The 13,769-nt window shown below is 66.0% G+C and carries 13 protein-coding genes; 5 read left to right on the forward strand and 8 right to left on the reverse strand.

The window, feature by feature from the left end:
• Positions 1–23 precede the first annotated feature (23 nt).
• The 3 genes from VER16_RS03190 to ettA all read right to left on the reverse strand — a co-directional run bounded on the left by VER16_RS03190 (position 24) and on the right by ettA (position 4,004).
• Positions 24–1,340 (reverse strand): NCS2 family permease, encoded by a 1,317-nt coding sequence (locus VER16_RS03190; protein WP_324805436.1) that lies wholly within the window; start codon positions 1,338–1,340, stop codon positions 24–26.
• Between the two features lie 63 nt (positions 1,341–1,403).
• The gene (locus VER16_RS03195; protein ID WP_324805437.1) at positions 1,404–2,093 is read right to left on the reverse strand and encodes an outer membrane protein; all 690 of its coding nucleotides are present in this window, start codon (positions 2,091–2,093) and stop codon (positions 1,404–1,406) included.
• Positions 2,094–2,339: 246 nt separating this feature from the next.
• On the reverse strand, positions 2,340–4,004 hold the full coding sequence (gene ettA, locus VER16_RS03200) for an energy-dependent translational throttle protein EttA (RefSeq protein WP_107229821.1): 1,665 nt from the start codon (positions 4,002–4,004) through the stop codon (positions 2,340–2,342).
• A 254-nt stretch (positions 4,005–4,258) separates the two neighbouring features.
• Between ettA and VER16_RS03205 the strand changes: the two genes are divergently transcribed.
• The 5 genes from VER16_RS03205 to ribD all read left to right on the forward strand — a co-directional run bounded on the left by VER16_RS03205 (position 4,259) and on the right by ribD (position 8,617).
• The gene (locus VER16_RS03205) at positions 4,259–4,729 is read left to right on the forward strand and encodes an RcnB family protein (RefSeq protein WP_324805438.1); all 471 of its coding nucleotides are present in this window, start codon (positions 4,259–4,261) and stop codon (positions 4,727–4,729) included.
• A 238-nt stretch (positions 4,730–4,967) separates the two neighbouring features.
• Positions 4,968–6,221 carry a serine hydroxymethyltransferase gene (glyA, locus tag VER16_RS03210; RefSeq protein ID WP_108764032.1) on the forward strand — a complete coding sequence of 418 codons (1,254 nt, stop codon included), beginning with the start codon at positions 4,968–4,970 and terminating at the stop codon, positions 6,219–6,221.
• A 127-nt stretch (positions 6,222–6,348) separates the two neighbouring features.
• Positions 6,349–6,783, forward strand: a complete 435-nt coding sequence (locus VER16_RS03215) for a hypothetical protein (RefSeq protein ID WP_324805439.1) — start codon at positions 6,349–6,351, stop codon at positions 6,781–6,783.
• A gap of 96 nt (positions 6,784–6,879) precedes the next feature.
• The gene (gene nrdR, locus VER16_RS03220; RefSeq protein ID WP_108767702.1) at positions 6,880–7,401 is read left to right on the forward strand and encodes a transcriptional regulator NrdR; all 522 of its coding nucleotides are present in this window, start codon (positions 6,880–6,882) and stop codon (positions 7,399–7,401) included.
• Between the two features lie 130 nt (positions 7,402–7,531).
• On the forward strand, positions 7,532–8,617 hold the full coding sequence (gene ribD / locus VER16_RS03225) for a bifunctional diaminohydroxyphosphoribosylaminopyrimidine deaminase/5-amino-6-(5-phosphoribosylamino)uracil reductase RibD (protein ID WP_324805440.1): 1,086 nt from the start codon (positions 7,532–7,534) through the stop codon (positions 8,615–8,617).
• A 93-nt stretch (positions 8,618–8,710) separates the two neighbouring features.
• Here the strand turns inward: ribD and VER16_RS03230 are convergent, their stop codons facing one another.
• The 5 genes from VER16_RS03230 to VER16_RS03250 form a co-directional block, all read right to left on the reverse strand.
• Positions 8,711–9,589 (reverse strand): hypothetical protein, encoded by an 879-nt coding sequence (locus VER16_RS03230; protein WP_324805441.1) that lies wholly within the window; start codon positions 9,587–9,589, stop codon positions 8,711–8,713.
• Positions 9,590–9,731: 142 nt separating this feature from the next.
• Positions 9,732–10,355 carry an outer membrane beta-barrel protein gene (locus tag VER16_RS03235; RefSeq protein WP_324805442.1) on the reverse strand — a complete coding sequence of 208 codons (624 nt, stop codon included), beginning with the start codon at positions 10,353–10,355 and terminating at the stop codon, positions 9,732–9,734.
• Positions 10,356–10,538: 183 nt separating this feature from the next.
• On the reverse strand, positions 10,539–11,165 hold the full coding sequence (locus VER16_RS03240) for an outer membrane beta-barrel protein (RefSeq protein WP_324805443.1): 627 nt from the start codon (positions 11,163–11,165) through the stop codon (positions 10,539–10,541).
• Positions 11,166–11,230: 65 nt separating this feature from the next.
• The gene (locus VER16_RS03245; protein WP_414716009.1) at positions 11,231–12,961 is read right to left on the reverse strand and encodes a type IV secretory system conjugative DNA transfer family protein; all 1,731 of its coding nucleotides are present in this window, start codon (positions 12,959–12,961) and stop codon (positions 11,231–11,233) included.
• A 94-nt stretch (positions 12,962–13,055) separates the two neighbouring features.
• Positions 13,056–13,622, reverse strand: coding sequence for a hypothetical protein (locus tag VER16_RS03250; RefSeq protein WP_324805444.1), 567 nt, complete (start codon positions 13,620–13,622; stop codon positions 13,056–13,058).
• Positions 13,623–13,769 lie beyond the last annotated feature (147 nt).

Genomic DNA, 13,769 nt, shown 5'->3' on the forward strand with positions numbered 1-13,769 from the left:
CGGGCCATGCCCGGCGTACGGGATCACTCCAACGCGTAACGCAGCACGAACAGCACCGCCACCAGCCACACCGCCGGGTGCACCTCGCGCCAGCGGCCGGTGCCGGCCTTCAGCGCGGCGTAGGCGATGAAGCCGAACGCAAGGCCATTGGCGATGGAATAGGTGAACGGCATGGCCAGTGCACACAGTGCGGCCGGCACCGATTCGGTCAGGTCGCTCCAGTCCACTTCCACCAGTTCGCGCAGCATCAGGCCGGCCACGAACAGCAGGGCAGGGGACGTGGCGTAGGCCGGCACCATCGCTGCCAGCGGCGAGAACAGCAGCGCGGCCAGGAACAGCGCCGACACCACCAGCGCGGTCAGCCCGGTTCGGCCGCCCACCTGCACGCCCGACGCGCTTTCGGCGAAGGCGGTGGTGCTGCTGGTGCCCAGCAGCGAACCGGCCACGATGGCCGTGCTGTCGGCCAGCAGCGCACGGCCGAAACGCTTCTGTGCGCCAGGCAGTTTCAGCAGGCCGGCGCGGCCCACCACGCCGTACAGCGTGCCGGTGGCATCGAACACTTCCACCAGCACGAACACCAGCACCACCTGCAGCAGCACCGCGATCGGCGCGCCGCCGTCATGGTGCAGCAGCCCGGGCAGGTCCAGCTGCAGGAAGGTCGGCGCCAGGCTGGGCGGCAGCGACACCAGGCCGTGGTACTGCACGTCGCCCAGCGCCCAGCCCGCCGCGGTGACGGCGAGGATGCCGATCAGGATCGCACCTCGCACGCGGCGCGCTTCCAGCACCGCGATCAGCAGGAAGCCACCCAGTGCCAGCAGCGGCGGCGCGGTGTTCAGCGGGCCCAGCGCCACCAGGGTGTCTTCGTTGCCGACGATCACCCCGGATTTCTGCAGCGCGATGATTGCCAGGAACAGGCCGATGCCGGCCACGATGGCCGAGCGCAGTGACGACGGAATGCCGGCCACCAGCCACGCGCGCACGCCGGTCAGCGACAGCACCAGGAACACCAGGCCGGAAATGAACACCGCCCCCAGCGCCTGCTGCCACGGCAGGCCCGCAGCGCCCACCACCGTGAACGCAAAGAACGCGTTCAGTCCCATGCCCGGCGCCATGCCCACCGGGAAGTTGGCCGCCAGCGCCATCACCGCCGAGCCCAGCGCGGCGGCCAGGCAGGTGGCGACGAACACTGCACCGGCGTCCATGCCGGTGGTGCCCAGGATTTCCGGGTTGACGAAGACGATGTAGGACATCGTCAGGAACGTGGTGACACCGGCCAGCAGTTCGGTACGCACGGTGGTGCCGTGCTGCTGCAGCTGGAACAGGCGCTCGAACAGGGACATCGCAGTTCTCTCATGCCTGCGCGCTCTGCCGCCCGAAGGAGCCGCGGGTGCGTCGTCAGGCGGTTAGAAGTGGTAGTTCAACTTCAGCGTAACGCCGCTGTAGTCGGTATGGAAGTTGCGGCGGGCCGCGCCCGGGTAATTGGGGTCTTCCAGGGTCACCGGGCTGGAACCGAGGTGGGTGTAGCGGTACTCGGCACCGGCCGACAGGCGGTCATTGAAGCGGTACTGCACGCCCGCCACTGCATGGGTGCCGACCGTCGTGTGGCTGGCACGGTGTTCGAACTCGGCCACGCGGCAACCGTTGGTCTTTTCCACCAGCGATTTGTCGCAACCCAGGGTGAACTCCTGCTGGGCAACGGTCACGCCGGCACCCACGTACGGCAGCCAGCGGCCCATGACATAGCCCAGCGTGCCGTGGAGGCTGCCCGAGCGGCTGACGGTGTCCTTGCCGTGGTAGGGGCTGTAGCGGTTGACGTCGCGATCCTTCCATTCGCGCTCGATGTCGCCGAACGACAGCGCACCTTCGATGCCGGTCACCACGTTGTTGTCGAACTGCCAGTAGCGCCCGGCCTGCACGCCGCCGGCGAAGCCGCGGATGCTGTTTTCGGAGGCACCGGCATTGCCACGGTCATGGCTGTCGCCTTCGCTGTGGCTGGCCTGGGCGCCCAGGTAGAAGCCATCCCACTGTGCCGGCGCGGCAGCAGCGGTGCCCGACAACAACAGGGCGGCAGCGGTACTGATGAGGGTTTTCATGGGGTTTTCCTACGTTGGGGGAATGAAGCGGGGCGTAGGAAACCCGCTGGCGGCGCGGCAGAACATCCAAATAGTTGCAAGCTGCCAACAGGCCATGTGCGACAAGGTGTTACGTGTGCTTGACGGGCGTGAAGACGGCCGCCATCACGCGGAAAAGGGCCTGACTGCGCGGAAAGCGTCACCACCAATGGTGGTGACCTGCCAGAATGCGGAACGGCCGCGCAGAGCGCGGCCGTTCTTCCTTTCTTACTTCAGCGCCTTGAAGCGCAGGCGCTTCGGCGCGGCATCGTCGCCCATGCGGCGGCGCTTGTCTTCTTCGTACTCGCGGTAGTTGCCCTGGAAGAACTCCACGTGCGAATCGCCTTCGAACGCCAGGATGTGGGTCGCGATGCGATCCAGGAACCAGCGGTCATGCGAGATGACGAAGGTGTTGCCCGGGAACTCCAGCAGCGCATCTTCCAGCGCACGCAGGGTTTCGATGTCCAGGTCGTTGGACGGTTCGTCGAGCAGCAGCACGTTGCCACCCTGCAGCAGGGTCTTGGCCATGTGCAGGCGGCCACGCTCACCACCGGACAGCGAACCGACCATCTTCTGCTGGTCCTGGCCCTTGAAGTTGAAGCGGCCGATGTAGGCGCGCGACTGGATCTCGATGCCGTTGATGTTGAGGATGTCCAGGCCGCCAGCGATTTCCTGGAAGACGTTGTGGTTGCCTTCCAGCGCGTCGCGGCTCTGGTCCACGTAGGACAGCTTCACGGTCGGGCCGACCACGATCTCGCCGGTATCCGGCTTTTCCTGGCCGGTGATCATCTTGAACAGGGTCGACTTACCGGCACCGTTCGGGCCGATGATGCCGACGATGGCGCCGGCCGGCACCAGGAAGCTCAGGTTGTCGAACAGCAGGCGGTCGCCGAACTTCTTGGAGACGTTCTTGAACTCCATCACCGCATTGCCCAGGCGCTCGCCCGGCGGGATGAAGATTTCGTTGGTCTCGTTGCGCTTCTGGTAATCGACCGACTGCAGCTCTTCCAGGCGGGCCAGACGGGCCTTGCCCTTGGTACGGCCACCCTTGGCGTTCTGGCGCGACCATTCCAGTTCCTTCTGGATCGCCTTCTGGCGGGCCTTTTCCTGGTTGTCTTCCTGCTTCAGGCGCTCGTCCTTCTGGGTCAGCCAGTCGGTGTAGTTGCCCTTCCACGGAATGCCGCGGCCGCGGTCCAGTTCCAGGATCCACTCGGCGGCGTTGTCCAGGAAGTAGCGATCGTGGGTAACGGCCACCACGGTGCCGGTGTAGCGCGCCAGGAACTGTTCCAGCCATTCCACCGACTCGGCGTCGAGGTGGTTGGTCGGTTCGTCGAGCAGCAGCATGTCCGGCTTCTGCAGCAGCAGGCGGCACAGTGCCACGCGGCGCTTCTCACCACCGGACAGCTTGCCCACGATGGCATCCCACGGCGGCAGGCGCAGCGCATCGGCGGCCACGTCCAGCTGGTTTTCCAGAGTGTGCGCGTCGCCGGCGGCCAGGATCGCCTCCAGTCGCTCCTGTTCCTTGGCCAGCGCGTCGAAATCGGCGCCTTCCTCGGCGTAGGCGGCGTACACCGCTTCCAGCGCGGCCTGGGCCTGCAGCACTTCGCCCACGCCTTCCTCCACCGCTTCACGCACGGTCTTGGTCGGGTCCAGCTCCGGTTCCTGGGCCAGGTAGCCGACCTTGATGCCGGCCTGCGGGCGGGCTTCGCCCTCGAAATCGGTGTCCACGCCGGCCATGATCTTCAGCACGGTGGACTTGCCGGCGCCGTTCAGGCCCAGCAGGCCGATCTTCGCGCCCGGGAAGAACGACAGCGAGATGTCCTTGATGATCTGCCGCTTGGGCGGGACCACCTTGGACACGCGGTTCATGGTGTAGATGTATTGCGAGGACATGAGGTCTCCGTAGGGGCGCGGCCCTGCACCCGTCCGTCAGCGGGAAACTCCCGGACGACAGCGGGCACAGACTGAATGGAATACCGCCAATTATAGCCGGAACCGGTTCCCGGCCGCGCCTGGGGGCGCCCTGTGGGGCTTGCCGAAGCCTGAATACCGCGCCGGATGCGACAGCGGGAAGCGTTTCCAGCCGGAAACGGTTCAGATCGCCTGCGCAATATGGACATCACCATCCACTGCAGCAGAGGTCTGTCATGCGCATCAACCTTATCGTGGCCGGGGCCATGGCCTCTGTGCTGGCGCTGGGCGCCGTCGCTCCCGCATTGGCCGACAACGACCACCGCGACCGCCGCCAGTGGCGCGAGGATCGCCGTGAGGATCGTCGCGAGTACCGTCATGACGTCCGCGAGGCCCGTCGCGACTACGAACGTGACCGCCGCGATGCCCGCCGCGACTGGCGCCACGACCACGGCTACCGACCGGCACCGCCGCCGCCGCGCGTGGTCTACCGCCCCGGCTATCGCCCGGGCCCGGGCTACGGCTGGCAGGTCGGTCACCGCTACCGCGACTACTACCGTGGGCCGGTCTACGTGGTGAACGACTACCCGCGCTACCACCTGCGCCGCCCGCCGTATGGCCACCAGTGGATCCGCGATGACCGCGGCAACATGCTGCTGGTGGCCATCGCCACCGGCGTCATCGCCCAGTACGTGCTCAGCCGCTGAGCCGGCAACGGGGTCGGATCCCTTTCCAGCGGAAAGGGCTCTGACCCCATCCAGGCAACGGGGTCAGAGCCCCTCCCTGCGGGAAGGGATCCGACCCCAGGCCCGCAGGCAAAACCATACGGGGCCGGATCTCCTCCACAGGGATCCGGCCCCGTCCCGTTCGGCCCCGGCAGGCCGCCACGGGGCTACAATCAGGGGCTGTGCCGTACCCCTTTTTCCCTGCCTGCCGGAGTAACCGATGTTCCCGCGTGACGTCCGCATCGAAACCTACGATCCCGAACTGGCCAAGGCCATCGCCGCCGAAACCCAGCGTCAGGAAGACCACGTCGAGCTGATTGCCAGCGAGAACTACACCAGCCCGGCCGTGATGGAGGCCCAGGGCAGCCAGCTGACCAACAAGTACGCCGAAGGCTACCCGGGCAAGCGCTACTACGGTGGCTGCGAATACGTGGACATCGCCGAGCAGCTGGCCATCGACCGCCTCAAGCAGCTGTTCGGTGCCGACTACGCCAACGTGCAGCCGCACAGCGGCTCGCAGGCCAACCAGGCCGTGTACTTCGCCCTGCTGCAGCCGGGCGACACCATCCTCGGCATGAGCCTGGCCCACGGCGGCCACCTCACCCACGGTGCCAAGGTGAACGCTTCCGGCAAGCTGTTCAACGCCGTGCAGTACGGCGTCAACGACCAGGGCCTGATCGATTACGACGAAGTCGAGCGCCTGGCCCTGGAGCACAAGCCGAAGATGGTCGTCGCCGGTTTCTCGGCCTATTCGCAGGTGATCGACTGGGCGCGCTTCCGCGCCATCGCTGACAAGGTCGGCGCGTACCTGTTCGTGGACATGGCCCACGTGGCCGGCCTGGTCGCCGCTGGCGTCTACCCGAGCCCGCTGGAACACGCGCACGTGGTCACCTCCACCACCCACAAGACCCTGCGCGGCCCGCGCGGCGGCATCATCGTCGCCAAGGGCGCCGACGAAGACCTGGTCAAGAAGCTGCAGTCGGTGGTGTTCCCGGGCATCCAGGGCGGTCCGCTGATGCACGTCATCGCGGCCAAGGCCGTGGCCTTCAAGGAAGCGCTGGAGCCGGGCTTCACCGCCTACCAGCAGCAGGTGGTGAAGAACGCCCAGGCGATGGCCAACACGCTCATCGCGCGCGGCTACAAGATCGTCTCCGGCGGCACCCAGAACCACCTGATGCTGGTCGACATGATCGGCAAGGACGTGTCCGGCAAGGATGCGGAAGCCGCGCTGGGCAAGGCCCACATCACCGTCAACAAGAACTCGGTGCCGAACGACCCGCGTTCGCCGTTCGTGACCTCGGGCCTGCGCCTGGGCACCCCGGCGGTGACCACCCGTGGTTACGTCGAACAGGACTGCGTGGATCTGGCCAACTGGATCGCCGACGTGCTTGACGCGCCGAACGATGATGCCGTCATCGCCCGCGTGCGTGACGCCGTCAGCGCGCAGTGCCGCAAGTACCCGGTCTACGGCTGATCGGGAAGTGGGGTCGGATCCCTTCCCGCAGGGAAGGGCTCTGACCCCGGACATCCGGATCGAAGCAGGGGTCGGATCCCTTTTCGCAGAAAAGGGCTCTGACCCCAGCACCCAGGAAGCAACGCCCATGGATGAGCGCCTGCACAAACGCCTGCACCTCGCACTGGCCCTGTTGTTCGGCCTGCCCGGCCTGCTGCTGGGCGGTACCGTGGCCTTGGTGGGCGTGTACTCCGGCCTGGCGCAGGAAACCCGCCTGTTGAGCCGTTTGCTGCTGGTGTGCTGGGGCACCGCCGGCGCCTTGGGCATCGTCGCGTGGCTGCGCATCGGCGCTGATTTCCTGCTGCAGGGCCGGTCGGGCCTGCAGGCGGTGGGGCGGGCATGGTGGGCATTGCTGCTGCTGGGGGCGCTGGCTGCCGTGCCCTTCGCGGTGCTGGGCGTGGTGGTCGGCCTGACCGAACGCGCCGAGGGTCTCGGCCTGCTGCTGTTCGGCCCGCCCTTGCTGCTGCCGGCCGCGCATCTGGCCGGGTTGCGCTGGCGGCAACCCCTTGCCGCACAAGGCTGAGCGCCGCCCGGATTTGCTGCAAAAGCCCTTCTCAGGTACCGTTGCGACGCTGCCATGACGATGGCAGATGAGTACTCTCCCTGAGCCAGGCGTTTCATGTACTGCCCCTTCTGCCAACATGCCGATACCCGGGTCATCGACTCGCGCGTCTCCGAAGACGGCGCGACGATCCGCCGTCGGCGTGAGTGCGAAGCCTGCAACGAGCGCTTCAGCACCCTGGAGACGGTCGAGCTGAAGCTGCCGGCCATCGTCAAGAGCGACGGCACCCGCGAAGCCTTCGACCAGCGCAAGGTCCGCGCCGGCTTCGACCGCGCGCTGCAGAAGCGCGCCGTGCCGGAAGAGAAAATCGAAGCAGCGGTGCGCGCCGTGGTCCACCAGCTGCGCATCAGCGGTGAACGCGAAGTGCCCTCGATCAAGGTCGGCGAGTTCGTGATGAACGAACTGCGCAAGCTCGACCACGTCGGCTACGTGCGTTTTGCCTCGGTGTACCGCAGCTTCGAGGACGTGGCCGATTTCCGCGAAGAAATCGAGAAGCTGGAACGCGACCTGCCCTCCAGCACCGAACAGCTGCAGCTGCTGGGCGATGTCATCGCCCTGACCAAGAAAAAGAAGGGCTGACATCCCGGTAGGTGCCAACCTTGGTTGGCACGATGGGCCATGCATTGGTGGGTGCCAACCTTGGTTGGCACGATGGGCGCATGGTGTGGATCCACCTCTACGCCCATGCCGGCGGCGTTACCATGGCCGCATGACCACCTCGTTCACCGTCCTCGACCACCTGCACATGGCCAACGCGCTGCGCCTGGCCGAGCGTGCCGCCTACACCACCCGCCCCAACCCCATGGTCGGCTGCGTGATCGCCCATGGCGAGCGCGTGGTCGGGCAGGGCTGGCACCAGCGCGCAGGCGGCCCGCATGCGGAAGTCTTCGCCCTGCGCGAAGCCGGCAGCGAGGCGCGCGGTGCCACCGCCTACGTCACCCTGGAGCCCTGCGCGCATTACGGCCGCACGCCGCCGTGCGCACTGGCGCTGATCGACGCCGGTGTATCGCGCGTGGTTGCCGCCATGCGCGATCCGTTCCCCAAGGTCGATGGCGGTGGTTTCGATCTGCTGCGCGAAGCCGGCATTCAAGTGGCCGAAGGCCTGATGGCCGCGCAGGCGCGCGACATCAACAAGGGCTTCCTGTCGCGCGTGGAGCGCAACCGCCCGTGGCTGCGGGTGAAGCTGGCCGCCAGCCTGGATGGGCGCACCGCGATGGCCGATGGCAGCTCGAAGTGGATCACCGGCGCGGCCGCGCGCGAAGACGTGCAGCACTGGCGCGCACGCGCGGGCGCCATCCTGACCGGTGCCGACACCGTGCTGGCCGACGACCCGATGCTGACCGTGCGATTGGCTGACACCGAGGTGCTGCCGCCGCTGCGCGTGGTGCTCGATTCGCGGCTGCGCTCGCTGGAGTGCCGCCGCGTGCGCGAGGGCGGGGCGCCGACGTTGTACGTGCACGACGCCGCCGTGACCGCACCGGATGCGGCCGATGCCGAATTCGCCAGCGTGCCGAGCATCGATGGCCGCCTGGATCTGGGCGCGGTGCTGGCGCTGCTGGCCGAGCGTGGCATCAACGAAGTGCACACCGAAGCCGGCGCCACCCTGGCCGGCGCGCTGCTGCGTGGCGGCTGGGTGGATGAGCTGCTGATGTACCAGGCGCCGACGCTGCTGGGGGATGCCGGCCGCCCGCTGCTGGCGGGCCTGGGTATTGAAGCGATGGACCAGCAGCGTCGCCTGCGCGTGGTCGACCAGCGCCAGGTGGGCGACGACCTGCGGGTGCTGCTGCGCGCGTGATGCGGTGAAAGCCATCCACGCATGGCGTGGATCTGCCGTGCTCTGGTAGACGCCAACCTTGGTTGGCGCCGTGGCCTGCTTGCCGCTACCCCCTTACGCGCACTCGTCAGTCCACATCATCTGCGCGATCGAGCGCAGCGCCTTGCACTCCTGCGTCATTTCGTCGGCCGACTTCACCTGCGCCTTTGCCTTCAGCTCTTCGGCCATCGCATCCACGCCGCTGATCTGCTCCGGCGCGATCTTCGCCACGCAGCTGCGGTGCTGCTGCAGCAGCAGGTCGCAGCCCGGCACGCCGGTCACTTTCGGTGCGCTGGCCGCTTCGGCATCTTCCATCCACGCCTGGAACGGGGCAATGGCTTCCAGCACCGGCGTCACCAGCTCATCGAAGCTGCCGCTGAACCAGTACGCCTGCCCGGCGCCGGAATACAGCTTCTGGCTGCCCTTCACCGTGCGCTGCGTGCCGCTGTTCAATGCCTGCGTGTAGGCCTCGATGAAGCGCGTGCTGTTGGCCGGTTCCGGGTGCTGCATGCTGGCCGAAAACAGCGGGCGCACGCTGTCCAGGTTCGCCACCTGGCAGGTGAATTCGACCGTGGCGATCTTCTGGTCGTCCACGTACTCGTTGTCTTCGATGCTGCTGCCGGTGGCGCGGCATGTCGATGCCTTCAGTACCTTGGCGTACATTGCTTCGGTCGCGGCCGCATCGGCCTGGCCACCGGCGCTGGCCTGCAGCGCCATCCACGGCTCTGCCAGCGCCTTGGCCAATGCGCCGGGGGTAGGTGTTACCGCGTCCTTGCCATCGTGCGCGCTGCGCATGGCATCGTTGAGCGTGCGCGCAGCGGCGGCATCATCTTCGATCAGCACGCGTGCGTACAGATCCAGCGATTGTTCGGGTGTCAGCGCCGGCGCAGCGGTGGCGAAGAGCGGGGCGCACAGCAGCGCGCTGGCGAGCAGGGGGCGCATGGGGGTCTTCATGACGGTAATTCCAATTCCAATGGGATGGTGCAGAGCCGCGCAAGACTAGCCGATTCCAATACCCGCATGGAATCGCAACGGCGGCAGAAAAAAAACGGGCCCCTTGCGGGGCCCGTTCGATTACACGACGAGGATCGAGCAATCAGAAGCTGGCGCGCACGCCGGCCGAGAACTGGGTGACATCGCGGTAGCCGGAGATCTCGCCCACCAGACCCCAGGTCCTGGTGAAGTTGATCTGGCCACCCAGGGTGCCGACCCAGGTGCCTTCAAAGTTGTTGCCGCCATCCATGTAACCCGCCTTGATCCAGGCGTCGGTCATGCGCGAAGGCTTGCCACGCAGGCCCATCGTGGCGCGCACCAGGTTGGTATGGTCCTTGAAGGTTTCATCAGCGAAACCGTCCAGGCGGTCGGTGACCTTGGCCTGCTGGCGCACCCAGGCGATGTCGGCGGTGTAGTCGACGCGGTCGCTGAAGGGCATGTGGTAACCGATGCCCAGCTCCGGCTGGTTCAGTTCCAGCTTCACCGAACCGTCGGTGAAGTGGTAGGTCTTGCTGCCGTAGTTCCAGCCACCGAACACGTGCACCTGCTCGGCCAGCGCCACCGAACCGCGCACGTAGCCACCGTCCAGCTTGGGATCGTTGAGGCCGTCGTCATTGACCTTGGCCTGGGTCCAGCCACCTTCCACGTAGGTGTAGCTGAGGGCGTCGGCCGAGGCCGAGAACGGTGCAGCGGCCAGCAATGCGGCCACGATCAGGATCTTGCGCATGGGAACTCCTGTGAATTGCAGTCCATTGGCGGGCCACCCTCTCGGCAGTCCGTGGCGACCTCATGTCGTCCGGGGTTCGATTTTAATGAAAATTTTACAAAAAGCGAGCCGGCTGCGGCTACGTGTCCGTCAGCTCACGGGCCCCTTCCGGGGCCCGCGGACGGCCGGCCGGTCAAGCGGCCATCAGAAGGTGGCGCGGACGCCTGCCGAAAGCTGGGTGATGTCTTCCACCACCTGCACTTCGCCCACCAGTCCCCAGTTCGGCGTGAACTTGAACTGCCCGCCGACCACGCCTACCCAGGTGCCGTCCATATCGCTGCCATCCAGGTAGCCACCCTTCACCCACAGCTCGCTGTTGGACGTCGGCGCCGTGCGCACGCCCAGGGTGGCACGGCCGGCGTTGAAGTGATCCTTCTGGCGGAGGGTATCGAAGCCCTCCTGCTTCAAGCGTGCCTCGGCGTTCTGGCGAACCCAGGCAATGTCAGCGGTGAAGTCCACCCGGTCGCTTATCGGCAAGCGGTAGCCCACGCCCAGTTCCGGCTGGTTCAATTCCAGCTTCAGGTCGGCACCGTCGCTGCGGTACGACTTGGACACCGTCGACCAGGCGCCAAAGACATAGGCCTGCAGCCCGATCGCGTACGAACCACGGATGTAGCCGCCATCCAGCTTGGGGTCATCGAGCAGATCATCACTGACCCGGGTCTGGGTCCAGCCTGCTTCGACGTAGGTGTAGCTCGGGCCCTTGTTGGCAGCCAGGGCGGTCAGCGGGGACAGGGCGAGCAGGGCGGTGGCGAACAGAGTCTTGCGCATGGCGGGGTCCTTGTTGGGGTGCGGTCCGTTGCAGGCCGCCTGCGTGGCGGCCAGGTGAGACAGGGTCAGGGTGCAGTGGCGCTGGGCGCCGCGTGGAAGCCCGCTGCGACAGGTGCAGGCGGGGTGGTCAGTGTCAGCGGCTTCACTTCGGCGCGTTCCAGCAGGCGTTTGGTGAAGTAGCGGTCCTTGTAGTAGCGGATCTTGCTGCACAGCACCGGGTTGGGCAGGCCCTCGTACAGCACGATTTCCTTGTCCGGGCCCATTGCCTTCAGTTCCTGCGGCAGCATCAGTGCGCGCTTTTCCAGCACCTCGTTGTCCGACACCGACCGCGCACTGCCGCGCGAATGGGTACGTGAGCTGCGGCGCACGGTGGTGTAGCCCAGCATTTCCGAATAATCGTTGGCGTCCTGCTGTTCGCGCGGGGCGTAGATGATCTGCAGCGCATGGTTGGTGATGATCGTGCGCGAGAGTTCCTTGCCGTACACGGCATCGAGCTGGGCCATCGACTGGATGATCGGCAGCAGGCGCAGGTTGTAGCCGGCCATGTAGGCGACGGCCTTGGAAATGATGTCGACGCGGCCGATCGAGGTGAACTCGTCCATCAGCAGCAGGCACTGGTGCTTCAACGACTTGTCGTTCTGCGGCAGCGTGCGGGTGTTGACGTTGATCAGCTGGCTGAAGAACAGGTTCACGATCAGGCGGCTCTCGGCCAGCTTGTTGGGCTGGATGCCGACATAGATGGTCATGCGCTTGCGGCGCACATCGTCCAGGCGGAAATCGTCGGCGCTGGTGGCGGCGTCCAGCACCGGATTCAGCCACGGATTGAGCGGTTCGCGGAACGAACCGATGATCGATGCGAAGGTGACATCGGCCTGCGACAACAGGCCGGCGAATGCCGCACGTGCCTGGCCGCTGAGGAAGGACGACTCGTTCAGTTTCTGCAGGTACGGCTTCAGTTCGGTGCCATCACCGGAAGACAGGCGCAGGATCGCGCCCAGCGTCGGGTAGGGCGTACCCGGCACCGAGTCCATCAACTCGAACTGGTACAGCGTGAACGCCAGGAAGGCGTTGCGCGCCTGGCTGGTCCAGAACTTGTCCTTGTCATCGCCATCGGGATACAGCATGGCCGAGATCGCCTGCAGGTCGGACACGCGGAAGGCCGGATCGTTGGAGACATACGTCAGCGGATTCCAGCGATGCGTGCGGCGGTCCTCGGCGAACGGGTTGAACAGGAAAATCTCGTGGCCGATCGACTGGCGCCAGCCAGAGGTCAGATCGAAGTTCTCCTGCTTGATGTCCAGCACCACGGCCGATTCGCGGTAGTCCAGCAGGTTGGGAATGACCACGCCCACACCCTTGCCCGAGCGGGTGGGCGCGGCAAGGATGACGAACTGCTGGCCGGTCAGGCGCATCAGCTTGCCGTTCATCTGCCCCAGCACGATGCCGTCATCCGGGCTCTTGAAGAAGCCCTTGCTGGCCAGGTCCAGCATGCTGGCAAATCGTGCCTGGCCATGGATGTTGCTGTCGCTGCGCATCTTGAAAAGCAGGACCGTCAGGCCGGCCCACAGCAGGAACATCAAGCCGAAGGCGCCAACACCGGCGGCCTTGATGCGCCATGCATAGGGCTGTACGCGCGGGTGGTCGATGTTGCGCATGTAGTCGAAGAAGGTGCCGAAGCTGCTGACGCGCGTGTCCAGTCCCAGCGACAGCACGGACAGGTAACTGGCCAGATAGATGCCCACGATGGCGAGCGCCAGGGCAAGTACGGCAGAAATGACAAGGCGGTTGGTTTTCAAGGCAGTTCCTTCGACCCGGACAATGGCACGTATTACAGGATCAGCATCGGCTGCACGCGCCCTGTGGTGCGTGCGCCGGCGCTGGGAGAAGACGTTACTTTTTCCGCGCTGCGGCCGTATTGCGTGTGTCGACCAGAATGTACTCGTCATTCCTGGACCAGCGCTGCAGGCCGTCTTCCAGTTTGATGCACGGGCGGCCATCGCAGGACGTGATCGAGACCTGTTCCAGGGCCTCAAGCACCTGCGCTTCCACCTTGGCCTGCTGCGCGCGCTGCACGTTGCTCCGGGCAAAGAAGGCGGTGCCGCCCACGATCGCTGCGCCACCCAGTGCCAGTGCGATCAGTGCCTTCCATGTCAGCATGCGCAGCCGTGACGCCATCGCCACCTGCTGGCGCGAGAGCTGCTCGGCCAGGGCGGCCAGCCGGTCACCTGTGTCGCTTATGGCTTCCACTGCAGCAGGAATTTCCTGTGACAACGCCTCGCGTACCGCGGCGCGTGCGCTCTGCGCCAGCTCGGCACGGCCACTGGCCACACCCTGTCCCACCTCGGCCGCCGCGCGCTGCAGCTGCGCCGAAGAAGCGTCCTGCGCCGCCGCCGCTTTCTCGCACTGCTGTGTCAGGTGCCCGGCCAGCAAGGCCGCGTTCGTAATGAACTCTTCCATCCTTGATTGATCCACTTCACACCTGCTGAGTCATCAGCGCTTGGGCGGGGGAAGGAATGTTGCCAGATTTGTAGGGAATATGCCGACTGTTAAATATTTGTCGTTTGAGGTAGACAGCGGCTCAAAAATTTGGCGAAATAGGCCCAG

The sequence above is a fragment of the Stenotrophomonas sp. genome (genome assembly GCF_035634915.1).
Taxonomy (GTDB): Bacteria; Pseudomonadota; Gammaproteobacteria; order Xanthomonadales; family Xanthomonadaceae; genus Stenotrophomonas.

Bases quoted from the DNA above. Each gene is read 5' to 3' on its own strand.
- VER16_RS03190 (WP_324805436.1), bottom strand. From the start codon at position 1,340: ATGTCCCTGTTCGAGCGCCTGTTCCAGCTGCAGCAGCACGGCACCACC.
- VER16_RS03195 (WP_324805437.1), bottom strand. From the start codon at position 2,093: ATGAAAACCCTCATCAGTACCGCTGCCGCCCTGTTGTTGTCGGGCACC.
- ettA (WP_107229821.1), bottom strand. From the start codon at position 4,004: ATGTCCTCGCAATACATCTACACCATGAACCGCGTGTCCAAGGTGGTC.
- VER16_RS03205 (WP_324805438.1), top strand. From the start codon at position 4,259: ATGCGCATCAACCTTATCGTGGCCGGGGCCATGGCCTCTGTGCTGGCG.
- glyA (WP_108764032.1), top strand. From the start codon at position 4,968: ATGTTCCCGCGTGACGTCCGCATCGAAACCTACGATCCCGAACTGGCC.
- VER16_RS03215 (WP_324805439.1), top strand. From the start codon at position 6,349: ATGGATGAGCGCCTGCACAAACGCCTGCACCTCGCACTGGCCCTGTTG.
- nrdR (WP_108767702.1), top strand. From the start codon at position 6,880: ATGTACTGCCCCTTCTGCCAACATGCCGATACCCGGGTCATCGACTCG.
- ribD (WP_324805440.1), top strand. From the start codon at position 7,532: ATGACCACCTCGTTCACCGTCCTCGACCACCTGCACATGGCCAACGCG.
- VER16_RS03230 (WP_324805441.1), bottom strand. From the start codon at position 9,589: ATGAAGACCCCCATGCGCCCCCTGCTCGCCAGCGCGCTGCTGTGCGCC.
- VER16_RS03235 (WP_324805442.1), bottom strand. From the start codon at position 10,355: ATGCGCAAGATCCTGATCGTGGCCGCATTGCTGGCCGCTGCACCGTTC.
- VER16_RS03240 (WP_324805443.1), bottom strand. From the start codon at position 11,165: ATGCGCAAGACTCTGTTCGCCACCGCCCTGCTCGCCCTGTCCCCGCTG.
- VER16_RS03250 (WP_324805444.1), bottom strand. From the start codon at position 13,622: ATGGAAGAGTTCATTACGAACGCGGCCTTGCTGGCCGGGCACCTGACA.